We start from the raw sequence: 15,984 nt of genomic DNA on the forward strand, positions 1-15,984 counted from the left end.
AAATACCCCGCAGGGGGAGTCCGCCGCGCCAGCGGCGGGCGGGGGACGCGAAGTCCCCCCTTTCAGTGCCCCAGGATCTGCGACAGGAACAGCTTGGTCCGCTCGCTCTGCGGATTGTTGAAGAACTCGCGCGGCGTGTTCTGCTCGACGATCTGGCCCTGGTCCATGAAGATCACCCGATGCGCCACCGCCTGGGCGAAACCCATCTCGTGGGTGACGCAGAGCATGGTCATGCCATCCTCGGCCAGTTCGATCATCGTATCCAAAACTTCCTTGATCATCTCGGGGTCCAAGGCCGAGGTCGGCTCGTCGAAGAGCATGATCCGCGGCCGCATGCAAAGCGCGCGGGCGATGGCCACCCGCTGCTGCTGCCCGCCCGACAGCTGGCCCGGATATTTCAGCGCCTGGTCGGGGATCTTGACCTTGGTCAGGAAATGCATGGCGGTCTCCTCGGCCTCGCGCCGGGGGATCTTGCGCACCCAGATCGGCGCCAGCGTGCAGTTTTCCAGGATGGTCAGGTGCGGAAACAGGTTGAAATGCTGGAACACCATCCCGACCTCGGAACGCACCTTGTCGATGTTCTTCAGGTCATGGGTCAGCTCGGTACCGTCGACGATGATCTTGCCGGACTGGTGTTCCTCCAGCCGGTTGATGCAGCGGATCAGCGTCGACTTGCCCGAGCCCGAGGGGCCGGCGATGACGATGCGCTCGCCCCGGCTGACGGTCAGGTCGATGTCGCGCAGCACGTGAAAGGTGCCGTACCACTTGTTCAACCGGCTGATCTCGATGGCCGGGGTGTCGGTCTGGCTCTGGGCTTGCGTCTGCATGGGAGGGCCTCAGCGATGGTCGCGCTTCAGGCGGCGTTCGAGATACATCGAGTAACGCGACATGCCGAAGCAGAGGATGAAGAAGATCGAGCCGACGAAGATATAGGGCTCCCAATAGGCGCCCTTCCATTCGAAGCTCGCGCGGATGGTGTCGGCCATGGCCTTCAACGGGTCGAATAGCCCGACGAAGACCACCAGGGTGGTGTCCTTGAACATGCCGATGAAGGTCGAGACGATGCCGGGGATCGAGATCTTCAGCGCCTGCGGCAGCACGATCAGCCGCTGCGCCTTCCAATAGTCCAGCCCCAGCGCGTCGGCGGCCTCGTATTGGCCCTTGGGCAGGGCTGCGAGCCCGCCGCGGATCACCTCGGCCATATAGGCGGCGGCGAAGAGCGTCACCATGATGATGACCCGCAGGATGATGTCGAAGCTCGTGCCCGGCGGCAGGAAGTAGTTGAGCAGCAAGGAGGCCACGAACAAGAGCGTGATCAGCGGCACGCCGCGGATGAACTCGATGAACATCACCGCCAAGAGCTTGATCACCGGCAGGTCCGAGCGCCGCGCCAGCGCCAGCACGATGCCTAGGGGCAGCGACAGGGCGATGCCGGCGACGCCGATGGTGATCGACAGCACGAAGCCGCCGAACTGGTCGGAACTGACCGGCTGCAGCCGCAGCGGCAGCATGCCGGCCAGCGCAGCGGCGACCGGCCCGGCCAGGAACAGCCACCACAGCACCGCGACCACGGCGGCCGCGGCGACGGCGAAAAGCCCGAAGCGCGCCCCTGCCCGCCAGACCCCGAAGCCGATGCCGAAACCCGCCAGCACGGCGATCTCGCTCCACAGCGAGCCGCCCCAGAGCAGCCAGACCGCCAGCAGCGGATAGACCAGGCTCGCCAGTAGCGCCCAGGCAGGCCGGATCTCGATCAGCACCGCCCAGGCCAGCATCAACAGGGCCATGCCCGCGAGCGCCGGCATCGGCGCGCCCAGCACCAGGGCGATGGCAAAGCTCAGCACGGTCGCCAGCGCCAGCACGATGCGCCGCGCGCGCCGGCTTTCGGAAAACAGCACCGGCGCCAGCGCCAGGAACAGCAGGCCGAAGGCCAGCACCGGCCGCCAATACAGCGCCGCCGGATAGAAGCCGAAGACGAACTGGTTCCAGCGATGCTTGATCAGGGCGAAGCAGGCGCCCGTGGCGTCCGGCCCCCAGGTCTCGGCGATGATCTTGCGGCAATCGGCCATGCCATTGGCGTTCCAGACCGAATGCGACAGCCAGGGCCCGATGGTGCTGACCAGAAGCCATAGGATGCCGAGCCCGATCAGCGTCAGCACGATGTTGAGCGGCCCCGAGAACAGGTTCTCGCGCAGCCATTTGATCGCGCCGCGCTCGGTCACCGGCGGCGGCGCCGGCGGCAGCATGGTGTCGCGGACATAGGCGACGGTCTGGGCGTGGGTCTCGCTCATCTCACCGCTCCCTCAGCTTCACGCGACTGTTGAAGACATTCATCCCGCCCGAGATCAGCAGGCTGAGAACCAGGTAGATGCCCATCATCAGCACCATGCATTCCATCTCGCGCCCGGTCTGGTTCAGCGTGGTGCCGCCCAGCGTGCCGCGCAGGTCCATGTAGCCGACCGCGATGGCGAGCGAGCTGTTCTTGGTCAGGTTCAGGTATTGCGAGATCAAGGGCGGGATGATGACCCGCAGCGCCTGCGGCAGGATCACCAGCGACATGGTGCGGCGCGGGCGCAGGCCCAAGGCAAAGGCGGCCTCGGACTGGCCGCGGCTGACGGCCAGGATGCCGGCGCGGACGATCTCGGCGATGAAGGCGCCGGTATAGAGCGTCAGCGCCAGCCACAGCACCACCAGCGCGTTGTCCATGTTGATGCCCTCGGCGAAGTTGAAGCCGCGCAGCACCGGCGGGATCAGGTGCAGGCCGAACCACCAGGTCAGTAGCAGGAGCGGCACCGCGAACATCGCCAGCGTGATCCACCAGGTCGTCGGGCGCTTGCCGGTCGCGTCCTGGATGCGCTGCGCCCGGGTGCGCAGCAGCCGGTTGCCGATGAAGGCCAGCACGATCACCGCGACATAAGCCACGAAGGCCCAGCTGATCCCCTCGCGTCCCAGGGCGATGGTGCCCGGCGGGTTGGTCATGCCCAGCGAGGGGATGGCGGTATAGCGGTTCGTCGGCGCGATGGTGTCGAACAGGATCATGCTCGCGGCCGGGTTTTCGCCGCGATAGGCGTTGGGCGGCGGCATGACCTCGGTGAAGATCGCCAGGATCACCAGGATCCACAAGAGCAGCGGGATATTGCGGAACACCTCGACATAGACCGTCATCAGCCGCGCGATCAGCCAGTTCGAGGACAGCCGCAAGACCCCCACCACCACGCCCACGATGGTCGCCGCGATACAGCCCAGAAGCGAGACCAGCAGCGTGTTCAGCAGCCCCACCACCGTGGCGCGCAGATGCGTGTCATCGGAATTATAGGGGATCAGCTGCTGCGGAATGTCATAGCCCGCGCGGCGGAACAGGAAGTCGAAGCTCAGCGTCTTGCCCATGGCGGACAGGTTGCGCAGCGTGTTGTCGATCAGCCAGCTGGCCAGCAGCATCACCAGGATGAAGACGATCGCCTGCAAGGTCAGCGAGCGATAGCGCCGATCATAGATCAGCATCGACCATCGGAATGGTGGATTGTCCACCCCCGGATAGGAAACCATGTTGTAACCCCCTGTGCCGGACGGGATGCGGGCCTTGTGGCCTCTGTGCGCCGGCGTCGTTCATGCGGCGGGCGGAGGTCTTGCGCCCCGCGCCGCCCGTTCTTCAACCGCGATCAGCGGAAGGGCATGGCATACATCAGCCCGCCCTGGGTCCATTGCGCGTTCAGGCCGCGCGCCAGGCCGATGGGGGTCTGCTCGCCGATGGTGGCGGCGAAGATCTCGCCATAGTTGCCGCTGGCCTTGATGGCGCGCTTGGCCCATTCGGCGTCCAGGCCGATCATCTTGCCCAGCTCGTCGGTGGTGCCCAGCAGGCGCTGCACCTCCGGGTTGGTCGAGGATTTCGCCAGTTCCTCGATATTGGCCGAGGTGACGCCGTATTCCTCGGCCGCGATCAGCGCGAACAGCGTCCAGCGCGCGATGTCGCCCCAGTTGTTGTCGCCATGGCGCACCGCCGGCCCCAGCGGTTCCTTCGAGATGATCTCGGGCAGGATGATGTGGTTTTCCGGGTCGGCGAAGCTGGCCCGCGTCGCGGCCAGGCCCGAGGCGTCGGTCGTATAGGCGTCGCAGGCGCCGGCCATGTATTGCTGCTCGCCCTCGGCGTTGCTGTCGATGTTGACCGGCTGATAGGTCATGTTGTTGGCCTTGAAGTAGTCGGCCAGGTTCAGCTCGGTCGTGGTACCGGTCTGGATGCAGATCGTCGCGCCCTCGAGCTCCTTGGCCGAGCTGACGCCCAGGTCCTTGCGCACCATGAAGCCCTGGCCGTCGTAATAGTTCACGCCGATGAAATCCAGCTTCAGGTCGGTGTCGCGCTGGAAGGTCCAGGTCGAGTTGCGCGCCAGCAGGTCCACCTCGCCCGAGCTGAGCGCCGTGAAGCGGGTCTGGCCGGTGGTCGGGACGTATTTCACCTTGGCCGGGTCGCCCAGCACCGCGGCGGCCACGGCCTTGCAGAAGGCCACGTCGAAGCCCGACCAGTTGCCGTTCGCATCGGGGGCGGCGAAACCGATCAGGCCGGTGTTGACGCCGCAGTTCAGCACGCCGCGCGACTTCACCTCTTTCAGCGTGTCGCCTTCGGCGGCCATGGCACCCGAAGCCGCAAGGGCCAGCGCCGTAACCGAGCCGAAGAGTGCAGTATGTTTCATGAATTTCCCCTCTGTTGTTCCCGGGTCGGGTCACGGGTCCATCCGCAGACTGCCCGTGGCGAGCCCGTGTTGAAGGGGGCCAGGACTGCCCCCCTTGCAGGCATTGTGCCGATGCAGGGCGAAGCGTCAAGAAAGAAGAAAAACGATCTCCTCAGCGCCGGCTGAGCTGCCAGAAACGCTCAGAATCGCGCATGGCGGCCAGGCGGGCGGCGGCGGCCGCGTCGGCCTCCTCGTCGCGGCCCCAGCGTTGCGCCTGAAATTCCTCGTCAATTCGCGACAGGGCATGGGCGGTTTCGGCGTCGATGCGGCCGCGGATCACCGCCAGCCCCAGCACCAGCGAGCCGGGCAGCGTCACCAGATCGTGCAGCGCCGTCAGCCCGAAGGCATCCAGCGCCGCGACCTCGGCATGCAGTTTCAGCAGCGCCGCCGGATCCTGCGGCACCGGGATGACGCCATGGGTGATGCGCAGGAGCGCGCGCAGCTCGGTCGCGGCCCAGTCGATCAGCGGATCCCAGCCCTCGGCCTGGGCGCGGGCCAGCTCCTCGGGCGCGTCGGCGCGATAGGACAGAAGATCGGTGCCGCCGTATTCGGCCAGCATGGTGGCGACGTCATGGAACTGCGGCGTCACCTTCTCGATGGCGGAATTCGCCGCGCGGGTCAGCGGCATCCGGTTCGGGTCGATCACGTCGGCCTGGGCGTCCCATTCCGCGGCAACGGCGCGGGCCAGCGCCTCGGTCGGCAGGACCAGGGGCTGCTTGCCCGGCGTGCGCAGCGGGCGGTCGTCCAGCACCACCTCCCAGCCCGCGCCGGCCGGCCGCACCGAGGCGGCCTTCCAGAATCGCCGCGCCTTCCATTCGCTCATGGCTGCCCTCCTTCGGCCCAGTCCAGCAGCGCCAGCGTCAGGTTGGCATAATCCGGCGCGATCAGCACCGCCCCCGCCGCCCGCAGGTCGGACGCTGAATGAAACCCCCAGCCGACGCCATAGCCGGCCACTCCGGCCGACTGTGCCATCGCCATGTCAAAGGTACTGTCGCCCACCATCACCGCGCGGCCCGGCGGCACGCCGGTTTCGGCCAGCGCGCTTTGCAGCATCGCCGGATGCGGCTTGGAGGGATGGCCGTCCGCCGTCTGCCGGGTCGCGAAACGTTCCGTCAGCCCATGCGCCGCAAGGATCGCCACCAGCCCCCGCATCGGCTTTCCGGTGGCGATGCCTAGCGTGACCCCCCGCAGCCCCGCCAGCGTGTCGAGGCAGTCCAGCGCGCCGGGATAGAGCTGCGGCAGATGCCCGGCCTCGCGCGAGGCGATGAAATGGCGGCGATAGCCCTCGACCACGCGGTCGCGCAGTTCGGGGGCGGCGGCGGGCAGCAGGTGCGCCACCGCGACCGGCAGCGACAGGCCAACGATGGACAGGATCGTCGCCCGCTCCATCTGCGGCAGGCCGGCGGCGCGCAGCCCGGCGTTCATCGACTGGACGATCTCGTCCTGGCTGTCGATCAGCGTGCCGTCCACGTCAAAGACGACCAGCCGCATTACGCCTCCTCGAACGGGTCTTCGGGCACGTCGTTTTCCGACCAGCCGAGCGTGTCCCAGGTGCGCCGCATGTGATCGGGCAAGGGCGCGGTGACGGTGACCGGCTTCTTGCTGATCGGGTGCTCGAAGCGGATCATCCGGGCGTGCAGGTGCAGCTTGCGGCTGATCTCGCCGCCCAGCTGGGCGCCCCAGCCGTCGCCCAGGTTCTCCTGCCCCGAGCCGCCATATTTGCCGTCGCCGACGATCGGGTGGCCGATCTCGGCCATATGGGCGCGCAGCTGGTGGGTGCGGCCGGTGACCGGCACCATGGCGGCCCAACTGACCCGGCCGCCAAGCGCCGACAGCACGGCATAGTCGGTATGGGCGCGCTTGGCGCCCTCGGTCGTCGCCACCTCCGAAGGGTGGACGGCGACCATCTTCTCGCCCTCGCCCATACGACCGCGGCCCGGCGCCTTCACGAGGCCGTATTTGATCGAGCCCATGCGCGGATGCGGCACGCCCGCCACGGCGGCCCAATAGATCTTGCGGGTCAGCCGGTGCCGGAACGCCTCGGACAGCGCGCGGGCAATGCGGTCGGTGCGCGCCAGCAGCAGGACGCCCGAGGTGTCCTTGTCCAGCCGGTGCACCAGCTTCGGCCGGTCCTTGTAGCCGAACATCAAGGCCTCGGTCAGCCCGTCCACATGGCGGTCGCCCTGCCCCGAGCCGCCCTGCGAGGGCAGGCCCGGCGGCTTGTTCAGCGCGATGATATGCTCGTCGCGCCACAGCACACAGGACTGGATCATCTCGGCATCGGATTGCTTGACGCGGGCCTTGGGCGTCGGCGCCGGCGCCTCGCCGTCCGGGATCGGCGGGATGCGAACCTCCTGGCCCGCCTCGATGCGGGTATTGGCCTTGACCCGGCCGCCGTCGACGCGCAGCTGGCCGGTGCGGCACATCTTTTCCACCGCGCCCTGCGTCAGCTGCGGGAACCGCTTCTTCAGCCAGCGGTCGATGCGCTGCTCGCCCTCGTCGGCGCCGATGCGGAGGATCTGCACGCCGCTCATGCAAAGATCCCCCGGCCAAGCGCCAGGCCCGCCGTCACCGCCGCCAAGGACAGCAGGACCGAGGCCGCCACATAGCCCAGGGCCAGCCCCGCCGCGCCGCGTTGCCACAGGGTCAGCGTGTCCAGGGAAAAGGCGGAGAAGGTGGTGAAGCCGCCCAGCACGCCGGTCAGCAGCAAGGGCGCCAGATGCTGGCCGCCCCGCAGCGCCAGGACCGAGGCCAAAAGCCCCATGGCAAAGCAGCCGGCGATGTTCACCGTCAGCGTGCCCAGCGGCAGGCCGGTCACGCGCCCGGCCAGGATGTTGACGCCGTAACGCGCCATCGAGCCCAGGGCGCCGCCAAGCGCGACCTGGAGGAATGTGTGTTTCATGCTTTGCCCTCTGTCTGCCGCTTCTGCCGCAGGCTGGCGAACCATTCAACGCGCTTTTTCAGGTCGCGCTCGAATCCACGCTCGACCGGCAGATACAGCACCGGCCGCTTCATCCCCTCCGGGAAATAGTTCTGGCCCGAGAAGGCGTCCTCGGCATCATGGTCATAGGCATAGCCGGCGCCATAGCCCTGGTCCTTCATCAGCCCGGTCGGCGCGTTCAGGATGTGGGCCGGCGGCATCTGGCTGCCCGACTGGCGCGCCAGCGCCCGCGCGCCCTTGTAGGCGACATAGCCGGCGTTGGATTTCGGCGCGAGCGCCAGATAGATCACCGCCTGCGCCAGCGCGAGTTCGCCCTCGGGGCTGCCCAGGCGTTCGTAAAGCGCCCAGGCGTCCAGGCAATGGCGCTGCGCGGCCGGGTCGGCCAGGCCGATGTCCTCGACCGCCATGCGGGTGATGCGGCGCGCAAGATAGCGCGGGTCCTCGCCGCCCTCGAGCATGCGCGCGAACCAGTAAAGCGCGGCATCGGGGTCGCTGCCGCGCACGGATTTGTGCAGGGCCGAGATCAGGTTGTAGTGCTCGTCGCCCGACTTGTCGTATTTCGCCGCCCGCCGCATCAGCCGCTGCGACAGCTGGCCGGGGGCGAGCTTGCCGGTGACCTTCCAGGCCATGACCTGCTCGATCAGGTTCAAGGCGGCGCGGCCGTCGCCGTCCGCCATCTCCAGCAGCCGGTCGCGCGCCTCGGCGGTCAGCGGCAGGGCGCGGCCCAGCTCCTGCTCGGCGCGCTGCGCGAGGCGTTCCAGATCGGCAAGGCTCAACCGCTCCAGCACGATGACCTGGGCGCGCGACAGCAGCGCGGCGTTCAGTTCAAAACTGGGGTTTTCGGTGGTGGCACCGACCAGGGTGATGGTGCCGTCCTCCATATGCGGCAGGAAACTGTCCTGCTGCGCCTTGTTGAAGCGGTGGATCTCGTCCACGAACAGCAGCGTGCCGCGGCCCTGGCTGCGGCGCAGCCGGGCGGCGTCGAAGACCTTGCGCAGTTCCGGCACGCCGGAAAAGATCGCCGAGATCTGCACGAAGGCCAGGTCGGTCTGCTGCGCCAGCAGCCGCGCGATGGTGGTCTTGCCGACCCCCGGCGGCCCCCAGAGGATCAGCGACGACAGGCTGCCGGCGCCAAGCATGGCGCCCAGCGGTCCCTCGGGGCCAAGCACCTTGTCCTGGCCGATGACGTCGGAAAGCCGTGCCGGACGGATCCGGTCGGCCAAGGGGCGCGTCGCGTTGCGCGCAGGGTCGCCCTCGGCGGGCGCGGTGTCGAACAGGTCTGCCATGCGGGCGGTATGTTACGCCGCCCGCATCACCTGCGAAAGGCCCTCCTCCTGGCGGCGGGCATCAATGCATCTTGGTCGCCAGGTTGATCGAGACGCATTGGAAATAGCCGTCGTCGATCCAGATCACCGGGCCCATGGCCTGCGCGTCAAGGCCGCAGGGCTTGAGCCAGCGCGGCCAGGTCGAGGCGACCAGGCAGACGAGCCGCGTCGCCCCCAGCGCCCGGGCCGAGTTGGTCATTTCCTGCACCAGGGCCAGCTGCACCCGGCGGCGGTCGCGCTGCGGGATGGTGTGATCGACGAAGAGCCGGCTGGCTTCCCAGGTGCCCGGCTCGACCGGCGCGGGGCCGTCGAGCAGGTTCTGCGGGATCGAGCCGCCCAGCAGGTCCAGCTGTGCATCGCGGATCATGTAGGAATACATGCCGCAGCTGGCCGTGGTGGGGGTCAGCCGCACGCCGGCCATCACCCGGCCATGCTCGTGGATCGCGACCCAGCGGCTCATGGGCGTGTCGTACTGGTCGAACTCCATGTCGTCCGTCTGGGGCAGGTTCCAGCGCTTCTGGACGATGAAGCTCTGCTTGCGGGCGCGGAAGATGTTCGCGAAGAGTTCGCCGTGGTTGTGCAGGTTGGCGAAGGAAAGTGTGGTGGTCTGCATTGGTCTTCTCCTGGGGTTTGTGGTGGTGGTGGCCCCCAGGTGTAAACCGCAACGGTGGACGGACCGTTTATAGCAAGCGGTAGTCCTTGGCCCGTTGCAGCGCCTCGGCAGTCGTGCGCGCCATCAGTCTTTCACGCGCCGAAATGAGACGAGCCTTGAATGCGCTTTCCGTAATACCAAGTTTGGCAGCCGCCGCTGCATGACGATCCCCCTCTGCGATACACCGAAGGGCCTCTTGCTGAGCCTTCGTCAGGCTCTCCGGCGGCTCCGTGATCTCGTGAAGCCGGCGTAGCGTGGTCGAGATCGCTTCGATCTCGTCATCCGTGAATTCCCGTTTGTCATGGGCGAAGTCGGCGATGGTGCGCGACTTGATCGGGCCATGGGCGACCGCCAGCCCGTAGCGCAGCCCGTGATCCGCCGCATCCTGCAGGATGGAAAACGGGTCGGGAATCGGCAGCACGCTCCACCGGCAGGTGCCGGTGGTCGAGAAGCCCCAGGCGATGGTGGGGTCGCGGAGCGCATAGGCCCGCTCGGAATAGCGCTGCGCCCATTCCTTGTTATAGGTCTGGAACTGCATCAGCGGTGCAGCGAAGCGAATGTGAAGCCCGATGAAATACCCCGCGGGAGCGAGCTTTTTCAGCTTGGCGAGTGCTGCATTGATTTCCGCGCGAGATGACATGACTTTTTGGACAGATTGCGTTTTTTCAGGGTTACCACGAAAAATGGCACGGTTCGCAATGTATTCAAGCAATACCGTGCTTGTACGCGACGTTTTTCGGGACGCCGCAGGGTCACCCTGCCGGCGCAACCATCCTTACCTGCATGGTGCGCCAAAAGGCAAGCGCCCGGCCGGAAGCACAATTCCCGTTAGTTTTCTGCGCCCGCACGCTCAGCCAGGGGGTGAAAGCCCTTCGCACCCACCCTGCCCCGGGTCGGAAAGTTTCGCTTTCATGTGGCAAAAATGCCCGCAGCCATCGACTGGCTGCGGGCATGAACCTTCGCTTAACCCTAAGTAAGAGTTAATTTTCTTACGATTCGTCGGCGGCCGATTCGGCTTCCAGGCGGGCGTGGTCGGCGGCACCCTTGGCCGAGGGATCGCGGTCGACCAGTTCGATGATCGCCATCGGCGCCATGTCGCCATAGCGGAAACCGGCCTTCAGGATGCGGACATAGCCGCCCTGGCGGTCCTTGTAGCGGGCGCCGAGAACATCGAACAGTTTCGCGACATGCTGGTCTTGTTTCAGCTGCGCATCGGCCTGACGGCGGGCGTGCAGATCGCCGCGCTTCGCCAGCGTGATCAGTTTCTCGACGATCGGGCGCAATTCCTTGGCTTTCGGCAGCGTGGTCTTGATCTGCTCGTGCTCGATCAGCGAGCCGGCCATATTGGCGAACAGCGCCTTGCGGTGTTCGTGGGTGCGGTTGAGGCGGCGGTAGCCACGGGCGTGACGCATGATTGATCTCCTATGACGTCTTTTGCTTTGTCCGGCAGCCCATGCGTGCGGGCCGCTCTCCTTGGGGCGGGATTGCCCAGATTTCCGGGGGCGCGCATCGCGTACACCGCGCGTACACAGGCCGTGCACCGGGCGTATGACGCCCCCGGATAGTTCTTAGAACTGGTCGTCGAAACGCTTGGCCAGGTCCTCGATGTTCTCCGGCGGCCAGTCCACGACATCCATGCCGAGGTGCAGGCCCATGCCCGAGAGCACTTCCTTAATCTCGTTCAGCGACTTGCGGCCGAAGTTCGGGGTGCGCAGCATCTCGGCTTCGGTCTTCTGGATCAGGTCGCCGATATAGACGATGTTGTCGTTCTTGAGGCAGTTCGCCGAACGCACCGACAGCTCCAGCTCGTCGACCTTCTTCAGCAGGCGCGGGTCGAATTCCAGACCGTCCTCGGCATCCGAGCGGGTCGCGGTTTCCGGCTCGTCGAAGTTCACGAACACCGAAAGCTGGTCCTGGATGATGCGCGCGGCATAGGCCACGGCGTCTTCCGGGGTCAGCGAACCGTCGGTTTCGACCTTCATGGTCAGCTTGTCATAGTCCAGCACCTGGCCCTCGCGGGTGGGCGTGACTTCGTAGCTGACGCGCTTGACCGGCGAGAAGATGGCGTCGATCGGGATCAGGCCGATGGGCGCGTCCTCGGGACGGTTCTTGTCGGCGGCGACATAGCCCTTGCCGTTCGCCACGGTCAGTTCCATGTGCAGCTCGGCGCCGTCGTCCAGGTGGCAGACGACGTGGTCGCGGTTCAGGATGGTGATGCCGGCGGTTTCCTGGATGTCGCCGGCCTTGACCTCGCCCGGGCCCTTGGCCGAGAGCGTCAGGCGCTTGGGCGCGTCCACGTCCATCTTCAGCGTCACGCCCTTGAGGTTCAGGACGATGTCGGTCACGTCCTCGCGCACGCCGGGGACGGACGAGAATTCATGCAGCACGTTGTCGATCTGCACCGAGGTGATGGCCGCGCCTTGCAGCGAGGACAGCAGCACGCGGCGCAGGGCGTTGCCCAGCGTCAGGCCGAAGCCGCGCTCGAGCGGTTCCGCCACCACGGTGGCGACGCGGGACGAATCGGCGCCCGGCTTGACTTCAAGCTGGGTGGGCTTGATGAGTTCGGCCCAGTTCTTGTGGATCATGCGTTTGCCTCCATACCAGTTCCCGACCCATGACCATTGGCCGGAAACGCCCGAGGTGAAATGCGAAAAGCGCGCCCCGCACGGGACAGCCCCGCGCGGAACGCGTCAAAATCCCGAAGGTTCAGACCCGGCGGCGTTTCGGCGGACGGCAGCCGTTATGCGCGATCGGGGTGACGTCGCGGATCGCCGTGATGTTGAAGCCGACGGCGGCCAGCGCGCGCAGCGCCGATTCGCGGCCCGAGCCGGGGCCCTGGACTTCGACTTCCAGCGTGCGGACGCCGTGTTCCTGCGCCTTCTTGCCGGCGTCTTCGGCGGCCATCTGCGCGGCATAGGGGGTCGATTTGCGCGAGCCCTTGAAGCCCATGGTGCCGGCCGACGACCACGAGATCGCGTTGCCCTGCACGTCCGAGATCAGGATCTTGGTGTTGTTGAAGGACGAGTTCACATGCGCCACGCCGGTGGCGATGTTCTTGCGTTCCTTGCGCTTGATACGGGTTTTATCGCGTGCCATGTCCGTTCCCCCTTATTTCTTCTTGCCGGCGATGGGCTTCGCCGGGCCCTTGCGGGTGCGGGCATTGGTGTGGGTGCGCTGGCCGCGGACCGGCAGGCCGCGACGGTGGCGCAGGCCACGATACGAGCCCAGGTCCATCAGGCGCTTGATGTTCATCTGGGTTTCACGGCGCAGGTCGCCTTCGACGGTATAGTTGGCGTCGATATATTCGCGGATCTTCAGAACTTCGGCATCCGAGAGTTCGTTCACGCGGCGGGCCGGCTCGATGCCGACGGCGGCAACGATCTCATCGGCGAATTTCGGGCCGATCCCGTGGATATAGGTCAGTGCGATCGGGACGCGTTTCCCGGTCGGAATGTTGACGCCAGCAATACGAGCCACGCGTTTTCCTTTTCCTTGTTGCGGTTCCGTAGCACCGGAACCTTTTTTCACAACCAAAGACCCGAAAGCATCGCCTTCGGGCCTTCAACGGCCACCCCTCGCGAGGTGATTCTCATGCGAGATGCTGCGAATTAAGGGATTCGCGCGGGGGCGTCAACCCCGGCCCGCCTCCTTGTCGAGGATGGCGCCGATCTGGGCCGCCACCGCGTCCATCGCCGCCATGCCGTCGACATGGCGCAGCTGGCCCTTGGCGTAGTAATAGCCCAAGAGCGGCGCGGTCTTCTTGTAATATTCGCGCAAGCGGTCGGCAAAGACCTCGGGCGTGTCGTCCGGCCGCACCGGCTGGCCGGCGGCGCGCATCTCGTCGGCGCGCTTGACGATGCGCGAGACCAGCGCCGCGTCGTCCACGCGCAGCTCGATGGCCGCGTCGATGCGCTGGTCCATCTCGGCCATCAGCGCCTGCAGCGAATCGGCCTGGGCCAGGGTGCGCGGGAAGCCGTCGAAGATGAAGCCCTTGCCGCCCTGCCCCAGCTTTTCGCGGATCAGGCCCACGACGATCTCATCCGTGACCAGCTCGCCCCGGTCCATGACCTCGGCCACGCGCTTGCCCATCTCGGTGCCCGAGCTGCGGGCCTCGCGCAGCATGTCCCCGGTGGACAGCTGCACCAAGCCGCGTTCCTGGATCAGACGCTGGGCCTGGGTGCCCTTGCCGGCGCCGGGCGGGCCCAGCAGAATGATGTTGATCGCCATGTAATCGTCCCTCTCCTACCCTTTTGGTGGGCTTAACCCCTCAGCGACGTGCCGGTGCCTTGCGCGGCTTGGCCGCGCCGGGCTTGCCGCGTTTGCCGCGCAGCTGCGATTTCTCGATCAAACCTTCGTATTGATGGGCAAGCAAGTGGCTTTGCACCTGGTTGATCGTATCCATCACGACACTGACCACGATCAGAACGGAAGTCCCACCAAAGTAGAAGGGGATCGCCAGCTGGTGCCGGATCACCTCGGGCAGCAGGCAGACCGCGGCCAGATAGGCCGAGCCGATGACCAGCACCCGGTTGACGACATAGGTCAGGTAATCCTCGGTCCGCTTGCCGGGCCGGATGCCCGGGATGAAGCCGCCCTGGTTCTTCAGGTTCTCGGCCACGTCATCGGGTTTGAAGCTGACGTTGAAGGTGTAGAAATAGGCGAAGAACACGATCATCGCCGCGAAGAACACCAGATACAGCGGCTGTCCGGGGCCGAAATAGGCCAGGATCGTCGACATTACCGGGCCGGTCTGGTTGCCCGAGAAGGTCGAGATGGTGATCGGCAGCAGCAGGAGCGAACTGGCGAAGATCGCCGGGATCACGCCGGCCGGGTTGACCTTGATCGGCAGGTGCGAGGACTGGCCGTCATAGATCTTCATCCCGACCTGGCGGCGCGGATACTGGATGTGGATCTTGCGCAGGGCGCGTTCCATGAACACCACGAAGGCGATCACGGCCACCACCATCACGATCACCCCCAGGATCACCGGGGTCGAGATGGCGCCGGTGCGGCCCTGGGCCAGGAACTGCGCCAGATGGCCCGGGATCTCGGCGACGATGCCGACGAAGATGATCAGCGAGATGCCGTTGCCGATACCGCGGGCGGTAATCTGCTCGCCCAGCCACATCAGGAACATGGTGCCGCCGACCAGGGTGATGACCACCGAGGCGCGGAAGAACAGCCCCGGCTCATGCGCGAGGTTGCCGTGTTCCAGGCTGACCGCAAGGCCCCAGGCCTGGAACAGCGCCAGCGCCACGGTGCCGTAGCGGGTATACTGGTTGATCTTCTTGCGGCCGGTCTCGCCCTCTTTCTTCAGCTGCTCGAGCGCCGGCACCATCGAGGCCATCAGCTGCACGATGATCGAGGCCGAGATATAGGGCATGATGCCCAGCGCGAAGACCCCCATCCGCCCCAGCGCGCCGCCGGTGAACATGGAAAGGATGCCGCCGATGCCGGCCTGGGCCTGGTCCATGAAGTTGCGCAGGCTCGCGCCGTCGATGCCGGGCACCGGGATATAGGTGCCGAGGCGGTAGATGATGAGAAGACCAAGCGTGAACCAGATCCGCTGGCGCAGCTCGGTCGCCTTGCCGAGCGCGCCCCAGGACAGGTTCGCGGCCATCTGTTCTGCGGCTGACGCCATTGATGTGCCCCTTCATGGCAGCGCCGCCGGATCGTTTTCCGATCCCGCGGCGCTAAGGAAAACTTGGATAGCTATCTATTGGGCGCGGGCGGCCCCTTCAACAGCTTATTCGGCCGCGGCTTCTTCTTTCGCCGCGCGGGTGACGGTGATCTTGCCGCCGGCCTTCTCGATCGCCTCGGCGGCGGCTTTCGACGCACCGGCGACGGTCAGGGTCAGGGCAGCCGTCAGCTCGCCCTTGGCCAGCACGCGCACGCCGTCCAGCTTGCGGCGGATGACGCCGGCCGCGACCAGCGCGTCCTCGGTCACCTCGGCTTTCGCGTCCAGCTTGCCGGCATCGACGAAGGCCTGCAGCTGGCCCAGGTTCACCACGGCGAAGTCCAGGCGATTCGGCTTCGAGAACCCGCGCTTCGGCAGGCGGCGATAGAGCGGCATCTGGCCGCCTTCATAGCCGTTCAGCGCGACGCCCGAACGCGAGGTCTGGCCCTTGATACCACGGCCGGCGGTCTTGCCCTTGCCCGAGCCCGGGCCGCGCGCGACACGTTTCTTCTTGCGGTTGGCGCCTTCGTTGTCGCGGATTTCATGCAGTTTCATATCGCTTCTCCTTGAGCCGGAAGCGCCCCATGAAGCGTAAGGGGGCGGACACGGCATTTCTTGCTTGTTGAGTCGTGGCCTGTAAAACCACCCGCTGCACCTATCCGATCCCG

The 15,984-nt window shown here is 66.3% G+C and carries 18 protein-coding genes; all 18 read right to left on the reverse strand.

Going from position 1 to position 15,984, the window contains the following annotated elements:
* Window positions 1–62 precede the first annotated feature (62 nt).
* Window positions 63–827, reverse strand: a complete 765-nt coding sequence (locus ASV56_RS06195) for an amino acid ABC transporter ATP-binding protein (protein ID WP_062561233.1) — start codon at window positions 825–827, stop codon at window positions 63–65.
* Between the two features lie 9 nt (window positions 828–836).
* Window positions 837–2,288: an amino acid ABC transporter permease gene (locus tag ASV56_RS06200; RefSeq protein WP_062561234.1), complete on the reverse strand. Its 1,452-nt coding sequence runs from the start codon at window positions 2,286–2,288 to the stop codon at window positions 837–839.
* 1 nt (window position 2,289) lies between these two features.
* Entirely contained in the window at window positions 2,290–3,543 is a 1,254-nt protein-coding gene (locus tag ASV56_RS06205) for an amino acid ABC transporter permease (protein WP_062561235.1), read from the reverse strand.
* Window positions 3,544–3,656: 113 nt separating this feature from the next.
* Entirely contained in the window at window positions 3,657–4,682 is a 1,026-nt protein-coding gene (locus ASV56_RS06210) for an amino acid ABC transporter substrate-binding protein (RefSeq protein WP_062561236.1), read from the reverse strand.
* 151 nt (window positions 4,683–4,833) lie between these two features.
* On the reverse strand, window positions 4,834–5,544 hold the full coding sequence (locus ASV56_RS06215) for an ATP12 family chaperone protein (protein ID WP_062561237.1): 711 nt from the start codon (window positions 5,542–5,544) through the stop codon (window positions 4,834–4,836).
* The gene (locus ASV56_RS06220) at window positions 5,541–6,212 is read right to left on the reverse strand and encodes an HAD-IA family hydrolase (protein WP_062561238.1); all 672 of its coding nucleotides are present in this window, start codon (window positions 6,210–6,212) and stop codon (window positions 5,541–5,543) included. Before ASV56_RS06220 ends, ASV56_RS06215 begins: the two co-directional genes overlap by 4 nt.
* Entirely contained in the window at window positions 6,212–7,255 is a 1,044-nt protein-coding gene (locus tag ASV56_RS06225; RefSeq protein ID WP_062561239.1) for an RluA family pseudouridine synthase, read from the reverse strand. Before ASV56_RS06225 ends, ASV56_RS06220 begins: the two co-directional genes overlap by 1 nt.
* Window positions 7,252–7,623 carry a fluoride efflux transporter CrcB gene (crcB, locus tag ASV56_RS06230; RefSeq protein ID WP_062561240.1) on the reverse strand — a complete coding sequence of 124 codons (372 nt, stop codon included), beginning with the start codon at window positions 7,621–7,623 and terminating at the stop codon, window positions 7,252–7,254. The genes ASV56_RS06225 and crcB overlap by 4 nt, the downstream gene beginning before the upstream one ends.
* Complete coding sequence (locus tag ASV56_RS06235) at window positions 7,620–8,948, reverse strand: replication-associated recombination protein A (RefSeq protein WP_062561241.1); 1,329 nt, start codon at window positions 8,946–8,948, stop codon at window positions 7,620–7,622. The genes crcB and ASV56_RS06235 overlap by 4 nt, the downstream gene beginning before the upstream one ends.
* A gap of 61 nt (window positions 8,949–9,009) precedes the next feature.
* On the reverse strand, window positions 9,010–9,600 hold the full coding sequence (locus ASV56_RS06240; RefSeq protein ID WP_017999582.1) for an acyl-homoserine-lactone synthase: 591 nt from the start codon (window positions 9,598–9,600) through the stop codon (window positions 9,010–9,012).
* 67 nt (window positions 9,601–9,667) lie between these two features.
* Window positions 9,668–10,279: a helix-turn-helix transcriptional regulator gene (locus tag ASV56_RS06245; RefSeq protein ID WP_017999581.1), complete on the reverse strand. Its 612-nt coding sequence runs from the start codon at window positions 10,277–10,279 to the stop codon at window positions 9,668–9,670.
* Between the two features lie 349 nt (window positions 10,280–10,628).
* Window positions 10,629–11,051 carry a 50S ribosomal protein L17 gene (gene rplQ, locus ASV56_RS06250; protein WP_062561242.1) on the reverse strand — a complete coding sequence of 141 codons (423 nt, stop codon included), beginning with the start codon at window positions 11,049–11,051 and terminating at the stop codon, window positions 10,629–10,631.
* Between the two features lie 156 nt (window positions 11,052–11,207).
* Window positions 11,208–12,224 (reverse strand): DNA-directed RNA polymerase subunit alpha, encoded by a 1,017-nt coding sequence (locus tag ASV56_RS06255; RefSeq protein WP_017999579.1) that lies wholly within the window; start codon window positions 12,222–12,224, stop codon window positions 11,208–11,210.
* 121 nt (window positions 12,225–12,345) lie between these two features.
* A complete protein-coding gene (gene rpsK, locus ASV56_RS06260; protein ID WP_011747123.1) occupies window positions 12,346–12,735 on the reverse strand; it encodes a 30S ribosomal protein S11 in 390 nt (129 codons plus the stop codon).
* A gap of 12 nt (window positions 12,736–12,747) precedes the next feature.
* Window positions 12,748–13,116: a 30S ribosomal protein S13 gene (gene rpsM, locus ASV56_RS06265; RefSeq protein WP_062561243.1), complete on the reverse strand. Its 369-nt coding sequence runs from the start codon at window positions 13,114–13,116 to the stop codon at window positions 12,748–12,750.
* A gap of 153 nt (window positions 13,117–13,269) precedes the next feature.
* On the reverse strand, window positions 13,270–13,866 hold the full coding sequence (locus ASV56_RS06270) for an adenylate kinase (RefSeq protein WP_062561244.1): 597 nt from the start codon (window positions 13,864–13,866) through the stop codon (window positions 13,270–13,272).
* Between the two features lie 40 nt (window positions 13,867–13,906).
* A complete protein-coding gene (gene secY / locus ASV56_RS06275) occupies window positions 13,907–15,280 on the reverse strand; it encodes a preprotein translocase subunit SecY (RefSeq protein ID WP_082724743.1) in 1,374 nt (457 codons plus the stop codon).
* Between the two features lie 105 nt (window positions 15,281–15,385).
* Window positions 15,386–15,871, reverse strand: coding sequence for a 50S ribosomal protein L15 (gene rplO, locus ASV56_RS06280; RefSeq protein ID WP_062561246.1), 486 nt, complete (start codon window positions 15,869–15,871; stop codon window positions 15,386–15,388).
* Window positions 15,872–15,984: the final 113 nt, after the last annotated feature.

Source organism: Paracoccus aminovorans (genome assembly GCF_001546115.1).
GTDB classification, from domain to species: Bacteria; Pseudomonadota; Alphaproteobacteria; order Rhodobacterales; family Rhodobacteraceae; genus Paracoccus; species Paracoccus aminovorans_B.

Bases quoted from the DNA above. Each gene is read 5' to 3' on its own strand.
- ASV56_RS06195 (WP_062561233.1), bottom strand. From the start codon at position 827: ATGCAGACGCAAGCCCAGAGCCAGACCGACACCCCGGCCATCGAGATC.
- ASV56_RS06200 (WP_062561234.1), bottom strand. From the start codon at position 2,288: ATGAGCGAGACCCACGCCCAGACCGTCGCCTATGTCCGCGACACCATG.
- ASV56_RS06205 (WP_062561235.1), bottom strand. From the start codon at position 3,543: ATGGTTTCCTATCCGGGGGTGGACAATCCACCATTCCGATGGTCGATG.
- ASV56_RS06210 (WP_062561236.1), bottom strand. From the start codon at position 4,682: ATGAAACATACTGCACTCTTCGGCTCGGTTACGGCGCTGGCCCTTGCG.
- ASV56_RS06215 (WP_062561237.1), bottom strand. From the start codon at position 5,544: ATGAGCGAATGGAAGGCGCGGCGATTCTGGAAGGCCGCCTCGGTGCGG.
- ASV56_RS06220 (WP_062561238.1), bottom strand. From the start codon at position 6,212: ATGCGGCTGGTCGTCTTTGACGTGGACGGCACGCTGATCGACAGCCAG.
- ASV56_RS06225 (WP_062561239.1), bottom strand. From the start codon at position 7,255: ATGAGCGGCGTGCAGATCCTCCGCATCGGCGCCGACGAGGGCGAGCAG.
- crcB (WP_062561240.1), bottom strand. From the start codon at position 7,623: ATGAAACACACATTCCTCCAGGTCGCGCTTGGCGGCGCCCTGGGCTCG.
- ASV56_RS06235 (WP_062561241.1), bottom strand. From the start codon at position 8,948: ATGGCAGACCTGTTCGACACCGCGCCCGCCGAGGGCGACCCTGCGCGC.
- ASV56_RS06240 (WP_017999582.1), bottom strand. From the start codon at position 9,600: ATGCAGACCACCACACTTTCCTTCGCCAACCTGCACAACCACGGCGAA.
- ASV56_RS06245 (WP_017999581.1), bottom strand. From the start codon at position 10,279: ATGTCATCTCGCGCGGAAATCAATGCAGCACTCGCCAAGCTGAAAAAG.
- rplQ (WP_062561242.1), bottom strand. From the start codon at position 11,051: ATGCGTCACGCCCGTGGCTACCGCCGCCTCAACCGCACCCACGAACAC.
- ASV56_RS06255 (WP_017999579.1), bottom strand. From the start codon at position 12,224: ATGATCCACAAGAACTGGGCCGAACTCATCAAGCCCACCCAGCTTGAA.
- rpsK (WP_011747123.1), bottom strand. From the start codon at position 12,735: ATGGCACGCGATAAAACCCGTATCAAGCGCAAGGAACGCAAGAACATC.
- ASV56_RS06270 (WP_062561244.1), bottom strand. From the start codon at position 13,866: ATGGCGATCAACATCATTCTGCTGGGCCCGCCCGGCGCCGGCAAGGGC.
- secY (WP_082724743.1), bottom strand. From the start codon at position 15,280: ATGGCGTCAGCCGCAGAACAGATGGCCGCGAACCTGTCCTGGGGCGCG.
- rplO (WP_062561246.1), bottom strand. From the start codon at position 15,871: ATGAAACTGCATGAAATCCGCGACAACGAAGGCGCCAACCGCAAGAAG.